This window comes from Sphaerothrix gracilis Ecp01, from assembly GCF_030405905.1.
Classification (GTDB): Bacteria; Cyanobacteriota; Cyanobacteriia; order Phormidesmidales; family Phormidesmidaceae; genus Sphaerothrix; species Sphaerothrix gracilis.
Map to the genome: position 1 here is coordinate 55,130 of NZ_JASATW010000028.1, position 21,251 is coordinate 76,380.

Genomic DNA, 21,251 nt, shown 5'->3' on the forward strand with positions numbered 1-21,251 from the left:
GTAATGAAAAAGACAAAACACTTTTCAGTAATCCTTAAAAGTGGGAGCAAATTATGAAACGCTTTAATCAATGGATCCTGGTTCCCGCTACCGTTGCTGCCCTTGCTTCTATGACCGGCGCAGCCTTGGCTCAGACCGTGGTACAAACTCCGCTTCAGTCAGCTAGCACAGTCAGCTTAACCTCTGGTGGTTCCCAGTCTACCTGCGGTAACTTTGGCAACCAAGCCCTACAGCTCCGCGTCACTGAACCTTTTGCCTCTGTGACTATCCGCGTGGAAAACCCCACTGCCGATACAACGCTGTATATCACTGGCCCCGGCAACTTCAGCGAGTGCAAGCGGGCAGATACCCAAGGCGTTGTTGAAGCCCCCGGCGCGTTAAATCAGGGTACTTACACGGTGTATGTCGGCGATCGCCCCGGCAATAGCCAAGTTCACACCGTCACCGTAGAACAGAATTAACCCTTATTTCGGGACGGGCCGCCGCTGGGCAGTTCGCGAGCTGTCCCTACGGCGGTAAAAACCGTTCACAATTCCAATGATTTGCAACAATGGTATGGGCGATGCGTAAATCGTTCATACCATTTCTGTCTGGCGCAAATCATGTCCCTAGCGATCTACAACAGCCTGACCCGCCGCAAAGAACCTTTCAACCCGATCGAACCGGGCAAAATCACCATATACTGCTGCGGCGTTACGGTTTATGACTACTGCCACTTAGGACACGCTCGCTCTTACATTGTCTGGGACACGGTGCGGCGGTATTTGCAGTGGCGGGGGTATGACGTGTGCTATGTGCAAAACTTCACCGACATTGACGACAAAATTCTGAACAAGGCGCGGCAGGAAAAATCGTCGATGGAAGCTGTGGCCCAGCGGTTCACGGATGCCTACTTTGAAGACATGGCCCGGCTGAATATTCTAGAAGCCGACGAATACACCTACGCCACCCACACCATTGACGGCATTCAGCGCCTAATTCACGAGCTAGAGCAAAAGCAGGTTGCCTATGCAGCAGGCGGCGACGTTTACTACAGCGTCCGCAGCTTTCCTGACTACGGCAAGCTTTCAGGCCGCAGGCTAGAGGACATGCAGGCCGGGGCCAGCGGCCGCGTGGGCGCTGAACCAGAAGCGAGTAAAAAGCAAGATCCCTTTGACTTTGCTCTGTGGAAAGGGGCTAAGGCAGGCGAACCTGCTTGGGATTCGCCCTGGGGTGCGGGGCGTCCGGGCTGGCACATTGAATGCTCAGCGATGGTGCAGGATCGCCTGGGAGATACGATAGATATCCACGTGGGCGGCGCCGACCTGGTTTTTCCGCACCACGAAAACGAAATTGCTCAGTCCGAAGCAGCCACCGGCAAGCCTCTCGCCCACTACTGGATGCACAACGGCATGGTGAACGTGGGCGGCGAGAAGATGTCTAAGTCCCTGGGCAACTTCACCACAATTCGCCAGCTTTTAGATGCCCCCAATGGCCCCCATCCGATGGCCCTACGGCTATTCGTGCTTCAGGCCCAATACCGCAAACCCGTAGATTTTACCGATGAAGCGATCGCCTCGGCTGAAAGTAGCTGGCAGACGCTAAAAGAAGGGCTACTCTTCGGCTACGAGTACGGGGCAAAGCTGGGCTGGGCTGACACGGAAAATCCTGAATTCGGCAAGCCAGCGGCCATGCGAATTGAGGCTGAGAGCACTGCGGTCACTCAGTTTCAAACCTCGATGGATGACGACTTCGGTACGCCAGGTGCGGTGGCAGTCCTGTTCGACTTAGCTAAAGAGCTGCGGCGTCAGGGCAATCTAATCACCCATCAGGGGCAGGCCGAGGCCGAGGCCGAAAAGCTACGGCAGCAGTGGCAAACCCTGGTTGTGCTGGCGCAGGTATTAGGACTCGAAGCGGTACCCGAAGCGGCTGAAACTACTGCCAGCGGTCTCGGTGATACCGAAATTGAGGCTCTGATTACTCAGCGTCAGGCTGCCCGAAAAGCTAAAGACTTTGCTGAGAGCGATCGCATTCGGGACGAACTGCAGGCCCAAGGGATTACCCTAATTGACAAACCCGGCGGCGTCACCGACTGGCACCGCTAGGGAATGGTCGCCGTTCCCACCACATCCTCTGAATCTTTAGGCCGAATCACCACCGTACTGTGCAGGCTGATATCGGTTCCTGGCGGTAGGGCCAGCTCAAACGAGCCGCCGGTTTGGGGCAATTCGCCCAGCTCCACGACCCGCTTCGAGAAATTGCCGCGAATGGTGAGATAGGCTTCTAGGGTGTCGGCCTCCGCATCGGTCTGAAAATCTTTGAAAGCAATGCTGGCATCGCCGCCACCAAAAATTGCCGCGCCGACATTGCCGCTCGTTGTGTACTGATCTGTCCCGGAAATCGCGCCCATAGGGTGTGCCCAAAATCGCCAGTCCTAGCCTACTGCCTAGCGGAGTCCCTAGCCAGCCTTCAAGCTAACTTTTTGCGTTTAGGCCAAACTGGAAGAGGCAATGCTGGGTTTCTATAAATTGTCGAGGGTAGTTCATGGTGCAGACCATCGCGGTGACTGAAGCCATCACCGATCTCAACGAGGCGCATCGACGCTTTGATTTGCGCCGGGCTAACCGTGATTTTTTCCCAGAGTGGCAAACAGATCTACCGGAGCTGAGTGAGCACGAGAAAGCGGCTTTAGCACACTACGGCGATCGCTATCTGGACTATGCCGCAGAAGGCTTCATCTCAGAGGGCACCGTCAACGTCATTTTAGTATCCCCTCTGCTAGAGCTGCTGGGCCTTTGTGACTCGCCCTATCGGATTCGCGGAGAGCGCTACGTCGAGATTGCAATTGAAAACGAAGACACGGTTTTACGGGGACGCATTGATGCGCTGATAGTGCAAAATCAGCTTTGGATCAATCTTATAGAGGCTAAACACTTTGGTTTCAGCGTGCTGCAAGCCGTTCCCCAAACTTTGGCCTATATGATGGCGTATCCGCCTACGCAGCCTGTCGTGTATGGCTTGGTAACCACCGGAGAAGACTACATTTTTTTGAAGCTAAATCGGGCTAAGCGACAGTACGCCCTGTCCTATAAATTTACGCTGCTGGCAGATGAAAACAATAACCTGCACCGGGTCGTTAGAATTTTGAAACAGATTAAACAGAGGATGGCTTAAATTACCGGAAAAACTTAGAAAAGTCCTAACTCAGATATCTTTCTAGATCAATGGTCCTCGCCTATCCTGCCAAACCAGCACAACCCCTTGGAGAGCAGCGGGTTGTCTTTCGCTAGCCCCACGTTTCCGCGAGTACCTAAGCAGAAACTGTACGATTTTTTGGCGGCGGCTGAAATAGATGAAATTGAGGCAGAGCAAAATCTGCGGCAGTGGATTAGACAGCAAACATAACAAGAGAACAGGCCGCGCTGGTTGAGCGAAGTCGAAACCAGCGCGGCTCGAAGCTAGATAACGCAGTTTTTACTCATCGTCTTCGTCATCTGGCCCATCTCCAGACGTTCCGCCGGATAGCCGAATAAGCTGTGTCTCGCCGTTGGAATCATCCACCCCGTCGTTGTCATTGACGATGAGGATAGTGCCGTTGGGTAACACGGCTGAGCCTTCAATTTTCTCCAGAATTAAACCGCCAGTCGCTTCTAGGGCCGGAATCAAATCTCGCACAAGCCGCTTGTTGACGACCGGGAAATTGGGCGTCACTCCGGCCCCCGGATCGGCTGTGGGAGCTAAACCGCTAACCGAGAAGCGGTAGAGCCGCTTGATGCGCGCATCAGCGCCAGCCTGATTGTCGCGTTCAACTACGAGAAATTCGCCATTTCCTAAAGGCGTCAGAGAAGATAAGCCCACCCAGCCGCCGTTAGGAGAGGTGGGATCTTCAATTGGATAGTAGAAGAAGGCCCACTCACCCGTAGCCGTGTCATAACGACCAATCCGGACGCGATTTTCCGGATCGCCAGCCCACTCTCGCTGGAAGGCTACGTAAACATCTTCGTTAGTGCCGCGACCGATGCTGGCCACGCCCTCATAGCCAAAACGCACCTGACGGCTATTAACAGCGGCTGGTAGCGTGACTACTTCGGCGATCGCCCCATCAGGTTCAACCCGCAGCAGCAGATTCAGGGTTTCAAAGGGGTTATCCGGATCGCCCACCGTACCGGCCCCTTCAGAGGCTACCCAGAATCCGCCGTCCGCGCGGACAGTCACCCCTTCGGGATCGAGATTCACCGTCTGATCAGGGTTAACGAGCGAAGCATCCACCGCCGCAAGCTGGCCTTGGGTGTCCCTGAGAACAATTTCGCGGTTGAGTAGAGCTGGGGTTTGGCTAATGTCTAGGGCGAAGATGCGGCTCTTTTGGTAGAAGCTGTCATAAACGGTGTAGGCGGTATTGGGGCGGCTGGGGTCTACTGCCAGATCAGAGAGCGCGCCCCAGGGAATCGGCAGGCCGTTTGAGCCATTGGCAGAGGCAATCTTGGGATAGTCTGGCGTTCCCTCATCACGCCGATAAATGTTGATAGCGGAGCGAATGCCGTCCTCACGGCTGTCTTCTTCGCTAGCCACGACAAACAGATTGCGTTTGGGAATGGCTAGCAGTCCTTCTGGGGCAACACCGGTCGGTAGAATTTGCAGCAGTTCCGGCGGCTGATTATTGCCCGTTAGTCTGTAAACCAGAACAACGCTAGAGCGCTCAGAACCGACAAACAGCAGGCGATCGCGGCCAAACTGACCGTAGGTGACATTCTCTGGCTCATTGCCCTTATTTTCAGAACGTTCCTCTGGGTAATGACCGATGCGCGTCACGAGCTGCTCTACCGAGTTGCCTGCGGTGAACAGCATCCGGCCACTGCGGTCAAAAAGGGTAAAGCCGCGACTGCCGCCGTCGAGATCGCCCTCATCAGCGGTGGCAATTAAGTTACCGGGCAGCCAGGTGACGCCATCGGGTTCTCTGGGAATATTGCTGAGGCTGCTATTCAGCTCGATTAGGCTATTCTCTAGGGTATCAATCTGGCTGAGGTCAGCGGTGCCTGCGCTCCAGTCATTGACGATGTTGCCGCTGGGTAAGTCAACTAAAACGACGTAGTTGTTCTCCTGCAGCGTCACAACGGCAACATCGTCCTGATTGATGTCTACATATTCCGGCTCCGGGTCGTTGGGGAAGAGATCGGCTACGCCGTCTAGATCAACGCTGCGGGTCGTCCAGCTGCGGGGGCTGCCAGCGGTTTCAACGATGACCAAGAAGCCCCCCGGCTGCTGAGGCGGCCGACCGTCACCGAGATCTTCATCCCGCTCATTTTCAATCGCGATCGCGGCGTATCTCTCGTTGGGGCTAATCGCCACAGAATCAGGCTGTCCTCCCAGCTCAATTTCTCTTACAACCCGTTGCCGCCGAATATCGACCACCACCAGCTTGCCGCTGGGCTGCACAAAGCTCTCTGAAGTGTTGACGCCGACTAAAGCAAAGCGGCCTTTGACCACTACTGATGTCGGTTCACCGCCCACAGCCACCACGCCAGCAGGCCGAGGACTAGCCGGATTGCGGATATCGACAAACCCAATATTCTCAGTTTCTGAGTCTGTATAGATCAGCGTGTTGCCATCTTTGCTAACTGACACAATTTCAGCCACGGTCTGCGAGTCAATATCAGTGTTGAGAAACACCGGGAATGAAGCAATTCGCTGAAAAACCTCGCCTTCGTTGGCCTCGTCATCCTCGCTATCAGGCTCAATCTCAGGCTCCCAATCACTCAGGTCAATGCACTGCCCATCTTCATCAATCATGTATGAAGTCAGTTCAGGACACTCTTGGGCCTGCATTTGACTGCTAAGGGAGATCCCTAGAATACCTGCCAGGAGCAAGGATGAGGCTATGAGTTTCTTTTTCATCTCTAATACAAGTGAATGGCTTGAGTGCACCGTAATTCTCAAGCGCTCTATCCTCGCTGGAGGATTTAATGACCTTTAGGGGCAGCAGCCTTTAAGGGGCTAAATCGCTTCAGTAATTTTGCGGGGATAGAATGCCCTTGTGGCAAACCTAGTGATTCCCGTCAACTCACCTGCGTATAGAAGAACACATTCATTAAAAATTTACGTAAGAACCTGCCACTGCAATCACTGCAATTAATTCTGTTTGAGGGCGGGTGGCCAATTTTTGAGCAGAGTTGGCAATAATGCGATCGCGGTCAGCCTGACATTTTCTTTGTAGTCCACTAGACATTACAGGCAGCATCACTGATTGTTTTTAGATTGATTGGGCTATCTTAATTGAAGGTGTCGTCACTCTTTAAAGGACAGATAAATTCTTGAGTTTGCTATCTATAGCCGAATAGAGAATTGAATTACTTTGCTGATCCATTGCAAACTGCGATAGCAGACGTTCTCAGCCGTCAGGAGACTATACGTGACAGAAACTTCAGCCGTAGAACCTCAGATACAGCAGTTGGTTCAAGGGCAAAGTAACTTACACGCTTTCTTTGCTGAAACACCGGCCTTAATCTGTTGTCTACAGCTAGATCTGAGCTGCGCTGAGCTTTCGCCACACTGGTTGCTCGTGACTGGCTGGTCAGCCGCCGAACTACAGGGCAAGGGTTGGCTATCGCTGATCAATCCTGAAGAAGTGGAGCTGGTCTTGCAGATGTTTGATCAGGCAAGGCAGCAGCCTCAAGCAACCGAACCCGTTGAGTTTCAGTTTCAGAAAAAAGACGGTTCCTGGCAAACTTTTGCAACCCGCAGCCGCTTTCATCAGGAAAGCTACTGGCTGCTCTGCCGTCCGACTGAAAATAAGTTCTCCCCTATATCGTCAAAGCTACAGCGACTGCAACAAAGCGAAGAGCGATGGCAGCTAGCGATTGAAGGCTGCAATGACGGTATTTGGGACTGGGATATTCAGAATAATCAGGTTTTTCGCTCTGATCGGTGGCTGGCTATTTTGGGCTATGACAGAAGCGATATCGATATGAAGCCAATCACCTGGACAAATTTAGTTCATCCTCAGGATCGCAAAGAAGTCGCTGCCACCCAGCAGGCTTATCTGGATCAGACTATTCCCGAATATGCAGTTGAATATCGGATGCGCTGCAAAGACGGTAGCTATAAGTGGATTTTTTCGCGGGGAAAAGCGGTTTGGGATAGTCAGGGGAATCCGATTCGCATGGTAGGCGCTAATACGGATATTCACGATCGCAAGCAGATTAAACAAGAGCGCGATCGCCTGCTGGTGCAGCTTCAGGTTCAGAATCGAAATTTGGCCAAGTTTACCAAACGGCTGCAGGAAGGTTTAGAAAATCGAACCTATGAGCTAGCCCAACAGGCCCAAACTCTAGATGCCATCTTATCGTCGTCTTCAGATCCGATCTATTGCTTCGATCGCGGCTATTGTTTGCGCTATGTCAGCCTGCAGGGAGCCGCCATTTTGGGCCTGACTGCCAGCGAGATGATTGGCAAAACGGGGCGCGAACTGGGGCTTTCAGAAACGCTGGCTGCTAAGTTTGAGCAGCAAATCGCCACGGTTATTACCACAGGTCAGAGCAAGACTTATCAAAAGCGACTGGCGACCGTGCAGGGAATGCGAGATTTTGAATATATTTTGAGTCCAGTCTACATAGAGTCTGGTGAAATTGAAGCCGTTGTTGTTAATGCCCGCGATATTACTGATTCCAAGCGGAGTGAGCACATTCTGAGAAATTTGGCATCGGGTACGGCAGCGGTCATTGGTAGAGACTTTTTTCCGGCTTTAGTGCATTACTTAGCTCAGGTACTTGATGTCCGCTATGCGATTGTGACTGAGCTGAACGAAGACTCTCCTCATTTAGAAGTGATTGCCGCCTTTGCGGCAGCAGATGCCGTCGTTCCTCAAACATGGGAAATCGCCAACTCTCCTTGTCAATTAGTCTTGCAGACAGGCAGCTATCACTGTCCGCGCTGGCTCCGGCGACAGTTTCCCGACGATTCAGGTCTGAGCCAGTCAGAGGCTGATAGCTATTACGGCATTGCGCTTACCGATAGTCAGGGGGAAACAATTGGCCTGCTCTGCGTTTTAGACGACAAGCCGTTTCCCTATTCTGAGCGGATTGAGCAAATTTTGCGCATCTTTGCCGGACGGGCCGGAGCCGAGCTAGAACGGCAGCAAACATCTGAAGCCCTACAGCATAGCGAAGCGCGATTTCGCCGTATTTTTGAAGCTAACCCCTTGGGTATTGTCCTGGCCGACCTCAGCGGACACTTCTTGATGGTGAATCCGAAACTTTGTCAGTGGCTGGGCTATGCGGCTGAGGAACTCAAACACCATACCTTTGCAGATCTGACCTATGCGGCTGACCGAGAACTTCACAGACAGCCTACCCAAGAACTCCTAGCGGGCCAGCGCGATCGCCTCTCTTTGGAAAAGCGCTATGTTCACAAGGACGGTACGCCCCTGTGGGCCAATCTCATCATTTCCCGCATATGCTATACCGACGGGGAACCGGCTCACCTGCTAGGGCTAATTGAAGACATTGGCGATCGCAAGCAGGCAGAGCAAGCCCTGCGCAAGAGCCGCCACCTGCTGCAGCAAATTACCGAAACCTCCCCCAGCCTGGTCTATATTTTTGACCTGGTACAGCAGGCTACTGTCTACACCAACCGCGACCTGGCTATTGTTTTGGGCTACCGCGATCGCCAAATTCCGGAAGCGAGCCTCAACTTTCTAGCCAGCGTGATGCACCCGGAGGACTTCCCCCGCTTCAACAGCTATCTGCGACAGCTCAGCGCCGCTAACGATGGTGAGCTGTTGTCTTTGGAATATCGCGTCCGAACAGCTAAAGGCTATTGGGCCTGGTTTGAAAGCGTGGATACCGTGTTTATGCGCGATGCCGACGGGACGGTAACTCAGGTGATCGGCAATGCCCTAGATATTAGCGATCGCAAACAGGCTGAAACCGAGATGCAAAAAGCCCTGCAGCGAGAACGGGAGCTGAGCGAGCTGAAGTCGCGCTTCGTTTCCATGACTTCCCATGAATTTCGCACCCCTCTAGCCGTGATTGCCTCTTCGGCGGGTATTCTCAAAGACTTTGGCCATAAGCTCAGCGAAAGCCGCAAACAGCGCCATTTAGAGACGATTCAAACCTACGTACACCATACAACCCAGCTCTTAGACGATATTCTGCTGCTCAATCGCGTCGATTCTGGCCGGGTAGACTGCGCCCCCGTAGCGCTCGATCTAGCGGCCTTTTGCCAAGAGCTGATTGAAGATATGCAGTTCAATGCGGCTGAACACACGCTGAAGGTAATGTTAGAAGATGCTTCAGACTGGCCCGACAATACGGCAGCCTGGCTAGTCAAAATTGATCCCAAACTGCTGCGGCAAATACTGGTCAATCTCATCTCTAACGGCGTCAAATATTCCGCAGCGGGCACCTGTATCACCCTCAGCCTCAAACGCTACCCGCAAACCGTTGCCCTCAGCGTCACCGATGAGGGGATTGGGATTTTGCCCAGCGACCAAGAACACCTGTTTGAATCTTTTCACCGAGGCACCAACGTCGGGGCCACTCAGGGCACAGGACTGGGGCTATCAATTGTCAAACGGTGCGTTGAGCTGCATGGTGGTACGCTTTCGTTTGCCAGCGTACCGCTCAAGGGCACGACTTTCACCGTTCACTTGCCAACGACCTCAGATGAGGCGACTAGCCCCAACCAATAGGACTTAGCTATGGCCTCGAACAGCCGAGCCAGTAGCCGTCTCTGCTGCCGGCTTAGCCGCTGACAAGTGCAGCGACCAGCGGCTGGCAATCGGCATACGCCAGCCCATGCCAAAGGCGCGATCGGTTACTTTTAGCACCGGGGGAGCCTGCCGCCGCTTAAACTCCGCCCGCGTCACCAGTTTGATGACCCGATCCACAATCGCTGGCTCGTGCCCCGCCGCCACAATCTGGGCCGCCGACTCTTGCCGCTGCACTAGGCGCTCTAGAATATCGTCTAACACCTCATAAGAGGGCAAGGAATCCGCATCTTTTTGATCGGGCTTGAGTTCCGCGCTGGGCGCTTTAGAGAGGACACTGGCAGGAATTAGCTCTCCCCGTGTCTTTACGTCCCCGTGTTCCCCCCTCTCTTGATTCAGCCACCGACAAATCTCATACACCTGCGTCTTCGGCACGTCTGCAATCACCGCCAGTCCGCCGTTCATGTCGCCGTAGAGGGTGCAGTAGCCCACCGCCATTTCCGACTTATTGCCGGTCGAGAGCAGCAGATAGCCAAACTTGTTGGAGATGGCCATCAGCAGGTTGCCGCGAATGCGGGACTGGATATTTTCTTCCGCAACGCCAAACTCAGTGCCGGCAAATATATCGGTAAAGGTGCAATCGTAGCCCTGCATCAGGTCGCCAATAGGCAGAGTTTCGGTGCGGATACTCAAGTTTTCAGCTAGGGCGGCTGCGTCAGTCAGGGAACTGTCGGAGCTGTAAGGAGAAGGCATGAGGACGCCTAGCACGTTTTCCGGGCCAAACGCGGCTACAGCGATCGCCGCGACTAAAGACGAATCAATCCCGCCGCTGAGGCCAATCACCGCTTTGGCAAAGCCACACTTGCGGCCATAGTCCTGCACCCCCAGCACCAAGGCTGACCACATTTCTGCGGCTTCGCTGCCGGGGCGGGCGGCAATCTGAGCGGGGACAAAGTCTTCTAAAACCGTGTCGTATTCAACTACGGCTAAGCTGGCGGTAAAGGCGGCAGAGCGGCTAATCAGCTTACCCTGGCGATCGACCACAACGCTGCTGCCGTCAAAGATGAGGTCGTCATTGCCGCCCACCTGATTGGTATAGATAATCGAGCAGCCGTAGCGCTTAGCGCTGTGGCTGAGCATGGCCTCGCGCAGCTTTTGCTTACCGACGCTGTAGGGAGAGGCGGATAGATTGACCACCAAGTCAACGCCGTGCTGGACTAAGTCTGCGATCGGGTTAACTTTGTAAGTCCGCCTGCCCCAAAACTCTTCGTCGTTCCACAGGTCTTCGCAGACGGTGACGCCAAAAGTAAGGCCGTCTAGCTGAAAGCGGTTGACCTGATAGCCCGGTTCAAAATAGCGGTCTTCGTCAAACACGTCGTAAGTAGGCAGCAGCCGCTTGTGAAAAATCTGCTGGATCTGACCGTCTAGCAGCAGGGCGGTGCTGTTGTATAGGGATTTGCCCCCCCGGTTAGAAGCAACGCTATTGGCCTCAGCAAATCCGACCAAAACAGCTAGGCCCGCCGGTAAGTCAGCCGCCAAGCCCGCTAAAACCTGCCACATATCGTCAATGAAGCTGCGACGCATCAGCAGATCTCTAGGGGGATAGCCGCAGAGAGACAGCTCCGGCGTCAGCAGCAGCCGCACGTCCTGCCGGGCGGCTTGGCGGGCGCTCTGGAGAATTTGTTGGGCATTGCCGGTAAGATCGCCAACGGTGGGGTTCAGTTGAGCCAGTCCAATTTTCATGAGCATTCAAAAATGGGGTTGACCTGGGGAGGCAGGGGCCGTATGCCCTGAGCATAGATCTATTAAACAAATACCAGCGGTTTATTTTTCAGCGGTTCAAAAGCGGCGGCATCGAAGCGATAGAGGCTGGCGGGTCGGCCAGCGCCGCGCGAGGCTTTGACCCCCGTATCTTGCAAAAAGCCCAGCTTCAACAGCCGCGCCCGGAAATTGGAGTAATCCGAAAAATCTTCGCCTAGAACCGTGGTGTAGAACTGGTAGAGATCGCCCAGGGTGAATACTTCCGGCAGCACGTCAAAGGCAATGGGGCTGTATTCTAGCTTGTTGCGCAGGCGCTGATAGCCGTAGGTCAAAATCTGGTTGTGATCAAAAGCCAGCTTGGGTACCCGGCTGAGGGGATACCAGGCAATACCGCTAACGCCATCGGCAATCAGCTCTGCCTCAGCAAAGCGTACCAGAGCAAAATGGCTGACGGAGAGGTAACGGATACCAAAAGCGTCTTTGGCTTCTCTGGGATCCCGGTCTGGCCCCCCAAACGTGTAGAGCTGCTCCAGATAAAGGTTTTTGACCCGAATCTTTTCGGCTAGCACCCGGTAAGCGGCGTCTTCCAGGGATTCTCCCTGACGCACTAGGGTTCCTGGCAAACTCCAGTAGCCTAGATAGGGATCTTCATGGCGCATCACGACCAACACCAGCAGCCGGTTCTGTTCAATATCGACTGAAAAGATCACGTTATCGACGCCGACCTTGAAATCCGCTAAAGGCGACACTAAGACCGGATCGGCAGCTTTTCTTTGGAGTTTTCCGGGCATAGGTAGAGATCGTTTTGATCGATGTAGGCTTGGATGATGGTGGGCACCCCGGCGTTTTCTTCGCACTGGCGATAATCCGTAGACGAAACATCGTGCAGTTCTGGCCCTTCGGCGATCGCCACCGCCGCGCCTAGCTGCCTCAGCTTTTCTAAATCCTGAGGGTCTAGGGTATAGCCGGGTCGCGGAAAGACCACAATGCTCACCTGCCGCAGAATCTCAGCCGCGCGGTACCAGCGGGGTAGCTGCCGGACCAGATCAGCTCCAATCGCTAAGGATAGCTCTGCTTGCGGCCAGATCTTTTGGGCCTGCTCCACTGAGAACAGGGTGCGAGAGTGGCTGAGTTCAGGACAAAGCTGGACGTTATGGCGCGGCGCTTCTAAATCCTGAATTAGCAGGCTCAGCATGGCAGCGCGATCGCTCAGGGACGTTTGGTGGGCTTTGAAAGGGTTGTCTGCGGCCCACACGGCTACCTGATCGTAGCGCCTAGCCAACCACTGCAAAATGGATCGATGCCCCTGATGCGGCGGATCGGCGCTGGTTCCAAATAGAGCAACTTTAGCCATAGACGAGATTGGAAAAGAGATCGACGGATAAACTTCTGACTGACAGATTTTTATTATTGCGGGCGCAGGCGATCGCCGTCTGCTCATGCCCGACTTAGAGAGCCGTTTCGCTCAGGCGCTGGCGGGTTTGCTCGGTGGTGTCTGCCAGCGCCTGCGAAAGGGTGACTTCTAGCGGCGTTGGCTGCTCAATCGCTCGCGCCGCATCTGGTAGGCTAGCCACGCTTTTCGCCGTACGCTGAGCGATCGCTGATAGTGAGTCATCGGGCAGCAGCCGTTGTCCCTGGGCCATCACCTGCTGCAAAACGGGAGTTTCTCCAGCTTGGGGGGATTCATCTGCCAAAGCGAGGCGATCGCCCGTGATTTTTTCCCCTGCAAACCGGCGAAAGATCTGCTTACGTCCAGGATAGGTAACTTTGCCGCTAGACTTTTTCATCACCGGAATGCCGTCAATTTCCACAATTTTGTAAACGCCGTTTACCGGCGTCCCCGTCACCAGCTTAGTGCCAATGCCGTAGCCGTCAATCTGCGCTCCGGCCTGCCGCAGGCGAGCAATCTCGTATTCATCGAGGTCGCCGCTGGCAAAGATAGCCACTTCGGCAGGCAGCAGCGATCGCACGGTTTTAGACAGCTCTACCAAATCGCCGGAATCGAGCCGCACCCCGGCCAGTTCCAGCTGGCCCGCTTTCACCTGCTCAGCCAAATAGCGAGCCGCTTCCACCGTGTCGTAGGTGTCAATCAGCAGCGGCGCTCCCGGAAAATAGCGATGAAAGGCGGCAAACGCCTTGGCCTCATTCCCCTCAACCGCCGACAGCGCCATCACTAGGGCATGGGCCATTGTCCCCGTGGGCTTTTCCCCTAGCTGGATCGCGCCCAAGACATTTGAGGTAGAGTCCAAGCCCGCCGCGATCGCCGCTCGCGCCGCCCACAGGGAAGCCTGGGGACTAAAAGCCCGCCGGGTACCAAATTCTAAAATCTTGGCCTCTGTCCCGGCCATATCTCGCATCCGAGCGGCACGAGTAGCGATCAGGGTTTGATAGTTGAGGGTGTTGAGCAGGTAGGTTTCGGCAATCTGCGCCTGCCACAGGGGCGCTTCCACCCTCAGCAGCGGCTCGCTGGCAAAAATAGCGGTACCTTCCGGAACGGCCCAAACGTCCCCGGTAAACTCAGCGTTCGCCAGTAAATCCCAAAAGCGATCGGGCACGTCTGTGAAAACCTGAGTAGCCTGTAGGGCCGCGACCTGCTCTGGCCCGAAGCGAAAATTCTCCAAGTATTCCAGCGCCTGAGCCAGCCCCATCGCAATCAGGTAGCCAAAGCCAGCGGGCAGATGACGCACAAACAGCTCAAAGCTAGCCCGCCGCTGATCTAGCCCTTCTCCGGCATAGCAGGCGGCCATCGTTAGCTGATAGAGGTCGGTCAGCAAGCCATAGTTATCGGGGGTGACCTGTAAGGCAGCGCTTTTCATATGAGTGAGCCAAAGATAACTTATGGTTATTTTAACCAAAAATAACCGATTGAGTTCCAGTAGGCTGCCAATAAGTTCATCGGATCTTTAAACACCGCTGAGGATTTAGGGTGAGTCCAGATAGTTAACAGCTCAAAACTCAGAACGGCTCTGAATTAGCAGCCGAATATTTATAGTAAGAATTTTCAAAAATCGTCACCACGGCTGATGGCGATGACCTCAAGAACAATCTGGCAGGCTTCAATAGGTGGCCTGCAGCTTGCTGAGCAAATAGTCTCCTGCTTTGATTGGCGGGTATAGCGGTGGGCGATCGCCTGTTTGACAGGTTTCCAAACAGGCAATCTCAGCATCCGGATTAGGCTGGCAGAAAAAAGCAATAGAGTCGCGCGATCGCTGCCTGACGGCGGCATCCGGCAGGCGTACCCGGTGCAGGGTCGAGCAAAATTCGTGGTTCGTCCAGCGCTCCATCAGGTCGCCCGTATTGACCAGCACCGCCCCCGCGATCGCCGGGGCCGCTAGCCACTTACCCTGGCGCGTACGGACTTCTAGCCCGCCAATGTCATCTTGAAACAGCAGGGTAATACTGCCATAGTCGCTGTGCGCCCCGGCTCTGGTTTGTCCCGTTTGCGGCGCGGCGGATAACGGCGGGTAGTGCAGCAGGCGCAGGGTTTGGTCTTGCTGACTGTGGGCCTCTGCCAGCAGGGTTTCTGGTAAATTGAGCGCGATCGCCATTGCCCGCAGTACGTCTGAGGCCGCGCCGATGGCCGCGCGGTAAAACTCTAGAGCAGTAGCGCGAAAATGGGGCAGGGTCTTGGGATCGGGCCACTGGTTGAGGACTGCATCGGCAACCGCGTCGGTCGGTTCGCGGCCAATGTTGAACGCTTCTTTCAAATCGCCGGGCTGAGCCGGATCTAGGCGCTCTCGCCCCAAGCCTACATAGCCGCGATTGCTGGTGGCCTCTGACCAAGCGATCGCCTGCTTTGCCGCTAGCGGCAGCGCAAAAAACTGGCGGGATTGCTCAAACAGGCGGGCCGTCAGCGGGCTGGGAATCCGCAGATGTTTTAGATACATAAAGCCTATTTGATGACAGGCTTGGTAAACCTGCTGGGCGACGGTGGCTTTCTGGGCTGCGTTGCCCGCCAAAAAAGGGGCAAAGTCGATAATCGGCAGGGTGTCAGACATAAGCAGAGATAGAAATATTAAAGCGCTAGCGGGTTTGAAAAATATTTTGCACCATCTGCTTGTCTGTGCCAGCGGCCGCCCGATCTAGGGCCGTGACTTCGCCGTCGCTGAGCTGCCAGCCCAGCGCCCCCAAATTTTGTTGGGCCTGCTCCAGCGATTTCGCGCCGGGAATCGGCATTGCCCCCTTGCAAATGCACCAGTTCAGCGCCACCTGAGCCATTGTCTGGTCTCGCTCAGCCGCGATCGCTCCCAGGCAGTCCAGCACTGGCTGAATCCCCGGCAGCAAATTTCTAAACAAAAAGCCCCGCAGTCCTCGCGGCAAATTGCCCTCTAAGCTGTACTTGCCCGTCAGCAGCCCCAAAGCCAGCGGGCTGTAGGCAATGAGCTGAATGCCGAGCTGATCGCACACCGCTTTAAGGTCTAGCTCAGCCACGGGATAGGTGGACAGCAGCGAGTACTGTACCTGCAGCGTCGCGATCGGGACGCCCCGCGCGGCAAGCCGTTTGTGCACCTTTTCCAGTCGTTTGGGGCCGTAGTTAGACAAGCCTACGCCTTTGACCGCGCCCTGCTCGTAGAGATCTCCCAAGCCCTCCAGCAGCGGCCACTCCTGACAGGGGGCATAGTTGGCGGTAGACCAGTGCATTTGCACCAAGTCCACTGGTCGTCCTAGGCGCTGGGCCGAAGCCTGACAGGCAGCCACCATTGCCCCCCGCGTCAGCCGCCAGGGGTAAGCCGCTAGCTTGGTGGCAATGCAGATTTTTTCCTGGTTGAGACCGCTATAGGCTTGCGCAAACTGGCCGAGAAGCTGCTCGCTGCGACCGTTTAGCCGCCCCGTACCGTAGGAATCGCCTGTATCAAATAGGGTGACACCGTTAGCCACGCAGTGATTAAACACCGCCTGCAGCTGCTGATCCATCTGCGGATCGTAGCCCCATAGCAGCCGATTACCCCAGGCCCAAGTTCCACAGCCCATCGCGGGCAGCATCAAAGATGGCGTCTTGGCGTCAGTCATAGAGATTAGCGTTGTTCGATAGCAAAGGTCGCTTAGCTATTTAAAACATATCGCTTCTGGCTGCACCGCCTAGGACTGAAATCTGGAGCTTTACGGGGACATGATCTGTGAAAGCTGCCAGTCTATCGCTGCAGCACCCAGGTGTCCTTACTGCCGCCGCCCTGAGTCGAGTTGACCACCAGGGATCCTTTCTTCAGCGCCACGCGGGTTAGACCACCGGGATGCACATAAACCTCATCACCCTGGGCTAAAACATAGGGCCGCAGATCGACATGGCGGCCTTCCAGCTTGCCGTCAATCACCGTCGGAATCTGGGATAGATAAATCGTGGGCTGAGCCATATAGTCTCTGGGGCGATCGCGGATTTTGGCGGCAAATTCCTCTCGCTCTGCCGGGGAGGCATGAGGGCCAATTAACATGCCGCGCCCCCCTTCTTCGCTGGCCGCTTTGACGACTAGCTCATCTAGATGCTCTAGCACATACTGGCGATCGCTCTCGCGCCAGCACAGATAGGTGGGCACATTCGGCAAAATGGGGTCCTCTCCCAGGTAGTAGCGAATCATGTCGGGGACATAGGCATAGATCACCTTATCGTCTGCCACCCCCGCGCCGATAGCATTCGCCACCGCCAAGCGCCGCGCCTGACAAAGCTCAATCAGCGCCGCCACCCCGGAGGGATAGCCCGACGGCTGAAACTGATTAAACAAAGGCACATCGCCGCGACGGTAGAGCACGTCAATTTTGTGCAGGCCCTGGTCGCGCTGGTAGTGCAAATAGCCGTCTGCGATCGCCAAGTCCTGGGGCTGTACTAGGGCCGCGCCCATCTGCTCTGCTAGCAGCGCATGTTCAAAGTAGGCGGATTCGCGCGGGCCGGGAGTCAAAACGGCGATCGCCGGATTTTCCCCAAAGGCGGCGGCAAGCAGGGTTTGGTGAAGCTGCTGGGCATAGTGATCCACCGGGGCTGGCGCAAACTGCTCCATTAGATCCGGTAAAACGCGCTCCATCACCTGACGATTTTTGAGCACGTAGGCAATGCCAGACGGTACCCGCAGATTGTCTTCCAGCACGTACCACTGACCGTCCGCATCCCGCACGAGGTCGGTGCCGCTGACGTGGCACCACACCCCACCAGGGGGCCGCATCCCCATACACTCCGGCAAAAAGTGGGCCGCCGACTCAATCACTGAGCGCGGTACTTTGCCATCTCGAACAATGTGCTGATTGCTATAGACATCGGCGCAGAAGCGGTTTAGGGCCACAACTCGCTGCTTTAGCCCGGCTTCTAGCCTTGGCCAGGTCTGAGCTGAAATCACGCGCGGCAAAATATCAAACGGCAGGATTCTCTCTTCGCCATCCACCACGAAAGTCGCCCCCAAGTCTCTCAGGGCTGCCTCAGCGGCAGCTTCCGCCTGTGCTAGCTGCGCCGCCGACAGATGATTGAGCCACTCTGCTAACCCCGCCGTCTCCGCTCGCGGCTGACCTGACTGGGTAAAGTATTCGTTATAAATTGTTTTAGGCTTATCCAGGCTGACTGTCATAGATTTAGGGGTTGTTAGTTAGCAAACGGATAAAGACTTGAACAGGCGCTGAGGCCAGTGGCAGTATTTCTAAATTTTGTTTGATCAAAGGCGGCGATCGCGAAGAGGATAGCGCACTGTAGTCAAAAAAACAGTGTGTCAGACTACGACAGGCCCGTTTTAGTCCCTAAAACGAGATAGGGAACAGCGGCTGTATCTGGGCTGAAGCGATTAATCTTGACCTTAGTTGTTTTGAAAAAGATGAACATCCCGCTGTGGGAAGGGGATCTTGATGCCCTCTCGATCAAAACGTTTCTTCAGATTTTCTAAGGTGCCAAAGTAAACGGGCCAGTAGTCTTCGGTGCGGGTCCAGGGCCGTACCGCCAAGCTGACGCTGCTATCGGCCAGTTCCAGCACTCCCACCGTCGGACTCGGCTCTGAGAGCACCCGGCTGTCTTGAGCCAGCTCCTCCTGAACCATGGCCTTGACGCGGTCAATGTCTTCGCTGTAGGCAACCCCCACCACCAAATCCACCCGCAGCTTTCCCTGGGCCGAATAGTTGATGATGTTGTGACTCATCAGGTTGCTGTTGGGCACAATCACCGTCCGGTTATCTAGGGTGCGAATCACCGTGGTTAAAAGCTGAATATCTTCTACATAGCCAGAAGCCTCGCAGCCTTCAATCCAGTCCCCCACCCGGAAAGGATGAAACAGAATAATCAGCGCCCCTGCCGCAAAGTTAGACAGCGACCCTTGCAGTGCCAGACCCACTGCCAGCCCTGCTGCGCCGACTGCCGCAATTAGCGAGGTCGTTTCAATCCCCATCTGCCCCAGGGCAATCAGAACGGCAAAGCTGACAATACCGTAGTAGACAATATTTTTAGCAAAGGCAATCAGCGTCGGCTCAATGCCAGCTCTAAATAAAAGTCGCTTGAGCAAACGCTGTAGAAACGCTGCGCCCCAGCGCCCCACGAATAAAATGGCAATGCCGCTAGCTAGCCTCAACATCAGCTCCAGCGAAACGGCCTGGAGCTGCCCCGTGAGCATTTCTAGATTTGCAATTCCTTCCATAAATTCAACCTACAGTGCAGAAGGTTTGTCTGGGAAAGTAACATAGCGGAAAGCCCGCTCGTCGATATATTATGCGCCCAATTCTGCGATCGCTTCTCGTTCTCCTGCTGGCTGGTAGCCTGCTGCTCAACGGCTGTCAGAGAGGCGACCGCCGCGATGGTGTCGTACACCTAACCCTCTGGCAGGGCATTAGTCCGCCCAGCAACCGGGAAGTCTTTCAAAGCCTCGTGCAGCGCTTCAACGAGACTCATCCTGACATCGAAGTAGAATCCCTTTACGTGGGTCAGCCCGACCAGCAAATTCCCAAAATTCTCACAGCCGTTGTCGGCAATGCCGCGCCCGACCTGCTCTGGTATGTGCCCACGCTGACCGGACAACTGGTAGAACTCGAAGCGATCCAGCCCCTTGACGACTGGTGGGCTAGATCCTCTTTTCAAGATCAGCTTGATCCAGCCCTGATTGAAACTATGAACCTGGAAGAGCATATTTGGTCTGTGCCCTTCGCCACCAACAACGCCGCTATCTTCTACCGTCCCAGCCTGTTCCAGGCCGCAGGCATTGAGCAGGTGCCGCAAACCTGGGCCGACCTGCGCCGCGTTGCCCAACAGCTCACACAGGACACCAACGGGGATGGCCGCACTGACCAGCACGGCATTTTTCTCTCTCTGGGTAAAGGCGAGTGGACGGTCTTTGTCTGGCTCCCCTTTGTCTACAGTGCGGGCGGTCAAATTGCTCAGGGCGTCCAGCCTGACTTGGTCAATCCAGGGGCGATCGCGGCCCTACAGCTCGGTGCGGATCTGGTCCAGGACGGTTCCGCTGTCCTTTCCTCTCCTGAACGCGGCTATGAAACCGATAGCTTCATGGCGGGCAAAGTTGCGATGCAGGTGACTGGCCCCTGGACGCTGCCCCAACTGCGAGATGCTGGCATTGACTTTGACGTCTTTCCCTTCCCCGTCAAAGCACAACCTGCCGCCGTCGTCGGGGGGGAAAGCTTCTTCCTCGGCCAAACCACGCCGGAGAAAACCCAGGCCGCCTATGCCTTCCTCGACTATGTTCTCAGCCCTGACTTCCAGCAAACCTGGGCCTTAGAAACAGGCTATTTGCCCGCCAACCTCACTGTCCGCGCCAGCGAAGCCTATCAGCAATTTGTGCAGGACAATCCCACCCTAAAAATCTTCCTCCAGCAAATGGATTGGGCCCGATCGCGGCCCATCATCCCTGGCTACACCTACCTCTCCGAAAACTTTGGCCGTGCCATTGAAGCCTCGCTGCTAGGCACCCCCCCGGCAGAAGCCCTGCGGCAGTCGCAGCGGCGATTGGAGCTGATTTTAGGAAAGTGAAGGAACAGCGAGAGCGACAGATTCTTTAGAGTAGTATTAGCAGGCTTGCAGGATTAAAACGCGAGCAAGATGCTCACGCTAACCTATCTGATGATGAAGGCGAGAGCGTGTGAGCGTCTGGCTCATGACCGACAAACCCCAGGTTCATCCCTTGATTCAGTAACGCTATTCCTTTCCCCTCATCGCCACGATTGCCTTTGCCTCCCCATCTTCCCCACCCTCCCCATCCTCCCCATCCTCCTCCCCTGCCTCACCCATGCACCGCCTCAAACTCTCCCTCTACCTCATCCCCGTCTTTGGCTTCTTTCCGGCTCTGTGGACGCTGATTCTGCAGCAGGGCGATCGCCAAGCCCAATCTGTCAGTAAGCTCTCGGTTGTGCTGGCCCTGAGCTGGCTGAGTGCTTATCTGCTACTGGGAGCGGGAGCGGCGGTTTCCGAAACGGGGACGCTGCGGCTGCTCGTAACCAGTAGCTTTATCGGCTCAGGGTATTTCTTGGTGAATCTTTGGCTAATTTTGCGGCTGTGGCGCGGGAAATCAGTTAAGCTGCCAGGGTTGAGTCAGCTCAGCGATCGCCTACCCTAGCAGCATCTTTGTGGGCGATTCTTGTTTCGTGCCCGATCCCCGCTCATGGGGCCTTTTCCCAGACCGTCTATAAATTTGCGACAAATTCCTGAAAGCCTGCTACCATGCTGCTAAAAATAAGCGGTAGCGCCCGCTGAAGGCCATTTGTTCAGCAATCGCTCTTCCCTCTCTGTCTGACTGAGGTAGCTTGTGTCTAGTTCTAAAAAGCCCCGTCAATCATCTGCAAAATCCGCCAACAAGACCAAGCCCGGTAGAATTCCTCGGTGGTTAGGGGTCGGTATTGTCTT

The 21,251-nt window shown here is 55.1% G+C and carries 17 protein-coding genes; 7 read left to right on the forward strand and 10 right to left on the reverse strand.

The annotated features are described in order from the left end of the window. Window positions 1-53 precede the first annotated feature (53 nt). Together QJQ48_RS23100 and cysS are read left to right on the forward strand one after the other, a co-directional pair. Window positions 54-461: a hypothetical protein gene (locus QJQ48_RS23100; RefSeq protein WP_346293610.1), complete on the forward strand. Its 408-nt coding sequence runs from the start codon at window positions 54-56 to the stop codon at window positions 459-461. 141 nt (window positions 462-602) lie between these two features. Then, the gene (gene cysS / locus QJQ48_RS23105; RefSeq protein ID WP_346293611.1) at window positions 603-2,084 is read left to right on the forward strand and encodes a cysteine--tRNA ligase; all 1,482 of its coding nucleotides are present in this window, start codon (window positions 603-605) and stop codon (window positions 2,082-2,084) included. Here the strand turns inward: cysS and QJQ48_RS23110 are convergent. After that, complete coding sequence (locus QJQ48_RS23110) at window positions 2,081-2,389, reverse strand: hypothetical protein (RefSeq protein WP_346293612.1); 309 nt, start codon at window positions 2,387-2,389, stop codon at window positions 2,081-2,083. The genes cysS and QJQ48_RS23110 overlap by 4 nt on opposite strands. 134 nt (window positions 2,390-2,523) lie before the next feature. On the opposite strand from QJQ48_RS23110, the gene QJQ48_RS23115 reads away from it, so the two are divergent. Both QJQ48_RS23115 and QJQ48_RS23120 read left to right on the forward strand, forming a co-directional pair. Then, on the forward strand, window positions 2,524-3,153 hold the full coding sequence (locus QJQ48_RS23115; RefSeq protein WP_346293613.1) for a type I restriction endonuclease subunit R: 630 nt from the start codon (window positions 2,524-2,526) through the stop codon (window positions 3,151-3,153). Window positions 3,154-3,255: 102 nt separating this feature from the next. Further along, window positions 3,256-3,384 (forward strand): hypothetical protein, encoded by a 129-nt coding sequence (locus QJQ48_RS23120; protein ID WP_428843081.1) that lies wholly within the window; start codon window positions 3,256-3,258, stop codon window positions 3,382-3,384. Window positions 3,385-3,453: 69 nt separating this feature from the next. On the opposite strand, the gene QJQ48_RS23125 is transcribed toward QJQ48_RS23120, so the two are convergent. After that, window positions 3,454-5,871: an esterase-like activity of phytase family protein gene (locus QJQ48_RS23125; protein ID WP_346293614.1), complete on the reverse strand. Its 2,418-nt coding sequence runs from the start codon at window positions 5,869-5,871 to the stop codon at window positions 3,454-3,456. A 514-nt stretch (window positions 5,872-6,385) separates the two neighbouring features. Between QJQ48_RS23125 and QJQ48_RS23130 the strand changes: the two genes are divergently transcribed. After that, window positions 6,386-9,664, forward strand: coding sequence for a PAS domain S-box protein (locus QJQ48_RS23130; RefSeq protein WP_346293615.1), 3,279 nt, complete (start codon window positions 6,386-6,388; stop codon window positions 9,662-9,664). A gap of 3 nt (window positions 9,665-9,667) precedes the next feature. Here QJQ48_RS23130 and QJQ48_RS23135 read toward each other — a convergent pair whose 3' ends face one another. The 8 genes from QJQ48_RS23135 to QJQ48_RS23170 all read right to left on the reverse strand — a co-directional run bounded on the left by QJQ48_RS23135 (window position 9,668) and on the right by QJQ48_RS23170 (window position 19,041). Beyond that, on the reverse strand, window positions 9,668-11,425 hold the full coding sequence (locus tag QJQ48_RS23135; RefSeq protein ID WP_346293616.1) for an NAD+ synthase: 1,758 nt from the start codon (window positions 11,423-11,425) through the stop codon (window positions 9,668-9,670). 62 nt (window positions 11,426-11,487) lie between these two features. Continuing rightward, window positions 11,488-12,234 (reverse strand): NUDIX hydrolase, encoded by a 747-nt coding sequence (locus tag QJQ48_RS23140; RefSeq protein ID WP_346293617.1) that lies wholly within the window; start codon window positions 12,232-12,234, stop codon window positions 11,488-11,490. Next, window positions 12,192-12,797 carry a nicotinate-nucleotide adenylyltransferase gene (locus QJQ48_RS23145; RefSeq protein WP_346293618.1) on the reverse strand — a complete coding sequence of 202 codons (606 nt, stop codon included), beginning with the start codon at window positions 12,795-12,797 and terminating at the stop codon, window positions 12,192-12,194. The genes QJQ48_RS23140 and QJQ48_RS23145 overlap by 43 nt, the downstream gene beginning before the upstream one ends. A gap of 94 nt (window positions 12,798-12,891) precedes the next feature. Next, complete coding sequence (locus QJQ48_RS23150) at window positions 12,892-14,259, reverse strand: nicotinate phosphoribosyltransferase (RefSeq protein ID WP_346293619.1); 1,368 nt, start codon at window positions 14,257-14,259, stop codon at window positions 12,892-12,894. A 240-nt stretch (window positions 14,260-14,499) separates the two neighbouring features. After that, window positions 14,500-15,441 carry an isopenicillin N synthase family dioxygenase gene (locus QJQ48_RS23155; protein WP_346293620.1) on the reverse strand — a complete coding sequence of 314 codons (942 nt, stop codon included), beginning with the start codon at window positions 15,439-15,441 and terminating at the stop codon, window positions 14,500-14,502. Between the two features lie 25 nt (window positions 15,442-15,466). Then, the gene (locus QJQ48_RS23160) at window positions 15,467-16,453 is read right to left on the reverse strand and encodes an aldo/keto reductase (protein ID WP_346293621.1); all 987 of its coding nucleotides are present in this window, start codon (window positions 16,451-16,453) and stop codon (window positions 15,467-15,469) included. A 122-nt stretch (window positions 16,454-16,575) separates the two neighbouring features. Next, window positions 16,576-17,991, reverse strand: coding sequence for a circularly permuted type 2 ATP-grasp protein (locus tag QJQ48_RS23165; RefSeq protein ID WP_346293622.1), 1,416 nt, complete (start codon window positions 17,989-17,991; stop codon window positions 16,576-16,578). Window positions 17,992-18,213: 222 nt separating this feature from the next. Next, entirely contained in the window at window positions 18,214-19,041 is an 828-nt protein-coding gene (locus tag QJQ48_RS23170) for a mechanosensitive ion channel family protein (RefSeq protein ID WP_346293623.1), read from the reverse strand. A 71-nt stretch (window positions 19,042-19,112) separates the two neighbouring features. Here QJQ48_RS23170 and QJQ48_RS23175 point away from each other — a divergent pair, with 71 nt between their 5' ends. Both QJQ48_RS23175 and QJQ48_RS23180 read left to right on the forward strand, forming a co-directional pair. Continuing rightward, window positions 19,113-20,381 carry an ABC transporter substrate-binding protein gene (locus QJQ48_RS23175; RefSeq protein WP_346293624.1) on the forward strand — a complete coding sequence of 423 codons (1,269 nt, stop codon included), beginning with the start codon at window positions 19,113-19,115 and terminating at the stop codon, window positions 20,379-20,381. Window positions 20,382-20,637: 256 nt separating this feature from the next. Then, complete coding sequence (locus tag QJQ48_RS23180) at window positions 20,638-20,964, forward strand: hypothetical protein (RefSeq protein ID WP_346293625.1); 327 nt, start codon at window positions 20,638-20,640, stop codon at window positions 20,962-20,964. Window positions 20,965-21,251 lie beyond the last annotated feature (287 nt).

Coding starts and splice junctions, on each gene's coding strand:
- QJQ48_RS23140 (WP_346293617.1), bottom strand. CDS start 12,234: ATGCCCGGAAAACTCCAAAGAAAAGCTGCCGATCCGGTCTTAGTGTCG.
- QJQ48_RS23145 (WP_346293618.1), bottom strand. CDS start 12,797: ATGGCTAAAGTTGCTCTATTTGGAACCAGCGCCGATCCGCCGCATCAG.
- QJQ48_RS23135 (WP_346293616.1), bottom strand. CDS start 11,425: ATGAAAATTGGACTGGCTCAACTGAACCCCACCGTTGGCGATCTTACC.
- QJQ48_RS23125 (WP_346293614.1), bottom strand. CDS start 5,871: ATGAAAAAGAAACTCATAGCCTCATCCTTGCTCCTGGCAGGTATTCTA.
- QJQ48_RS23110 (WP_346293612.1), bottom strand. CDS start 2,389: ATGGGCGCGATTTCCGGGACAGATCAGTACACAACGAGCGGCAATGTC.
- QJQ48_RS23150 (WP_346293619.1), bottom strand. CDS start 14,259: ATGAAAAGCGCTGCCTTACAGGTCACCCCCGATAACTATGGCTTGCTG.
- QJQ48_RS23165 (WP_346293622.1), bottom strand. CDS start 17,991: ATGACAGTCAGCCTGGATAAGCCTAAAACAATTTATAACGAATACTTT.
- QJQ48_RS23170 (WP_346293623.1), bottom strand. CDS start 19,041: ATGGAAGGAATTGCAAATCTAGAAATGCTCACGGGGCAGCTCCAGGCC.
- QJQ48_RS23115 (WP_346293613.1), top strand. CDS start 2,524: ATGGTGCAGACCATCGCGGTGACTGAAGCCATCACCGATCTCAACGAG.
- QJQ48_RS23155 (WP_346293620.1), bottom strand. CDS start 15,441: ATGTCTGACACCCTGCCGATTATCGACTTTGCCCCTTTTTTGGCGGGC.
- QJQ48_RS23160 (WP_346293621.1), bottom strand. CDS start 16,453: ATGACTGACGCCAAGACGCCATCTTTGATGCTGCCCGCGATGGGCTGT.
- cysS (WP_346293611.1), top strand. CDS start 603: ATGTCCCTAGCGATCTACAACAGCCTGACCCGCCGCAAAGAACCTTTC.
- QJQ48_RS23175 (WP_346293624.1), top strand. CDS start 19,113: ATGCGCCCAATTCTGCGATCGCTTCTCGTTCTCCTGCTGGCTGGTAGC.
- QJQ48_RS23100 (WP_346293610.1), top strand. CDS start 54: ATGAAACGCTTTAATCAATGGATCCTGGTTCCCGCTACCGTTGCTGCC.
- QJQ48_RS23180 (WP_346293625.1), top strand. CDS start 20,638: ATGCACCGCCTCAAACTCTCCCTCTACCTCATCCCCGTCTTTGGCTTC.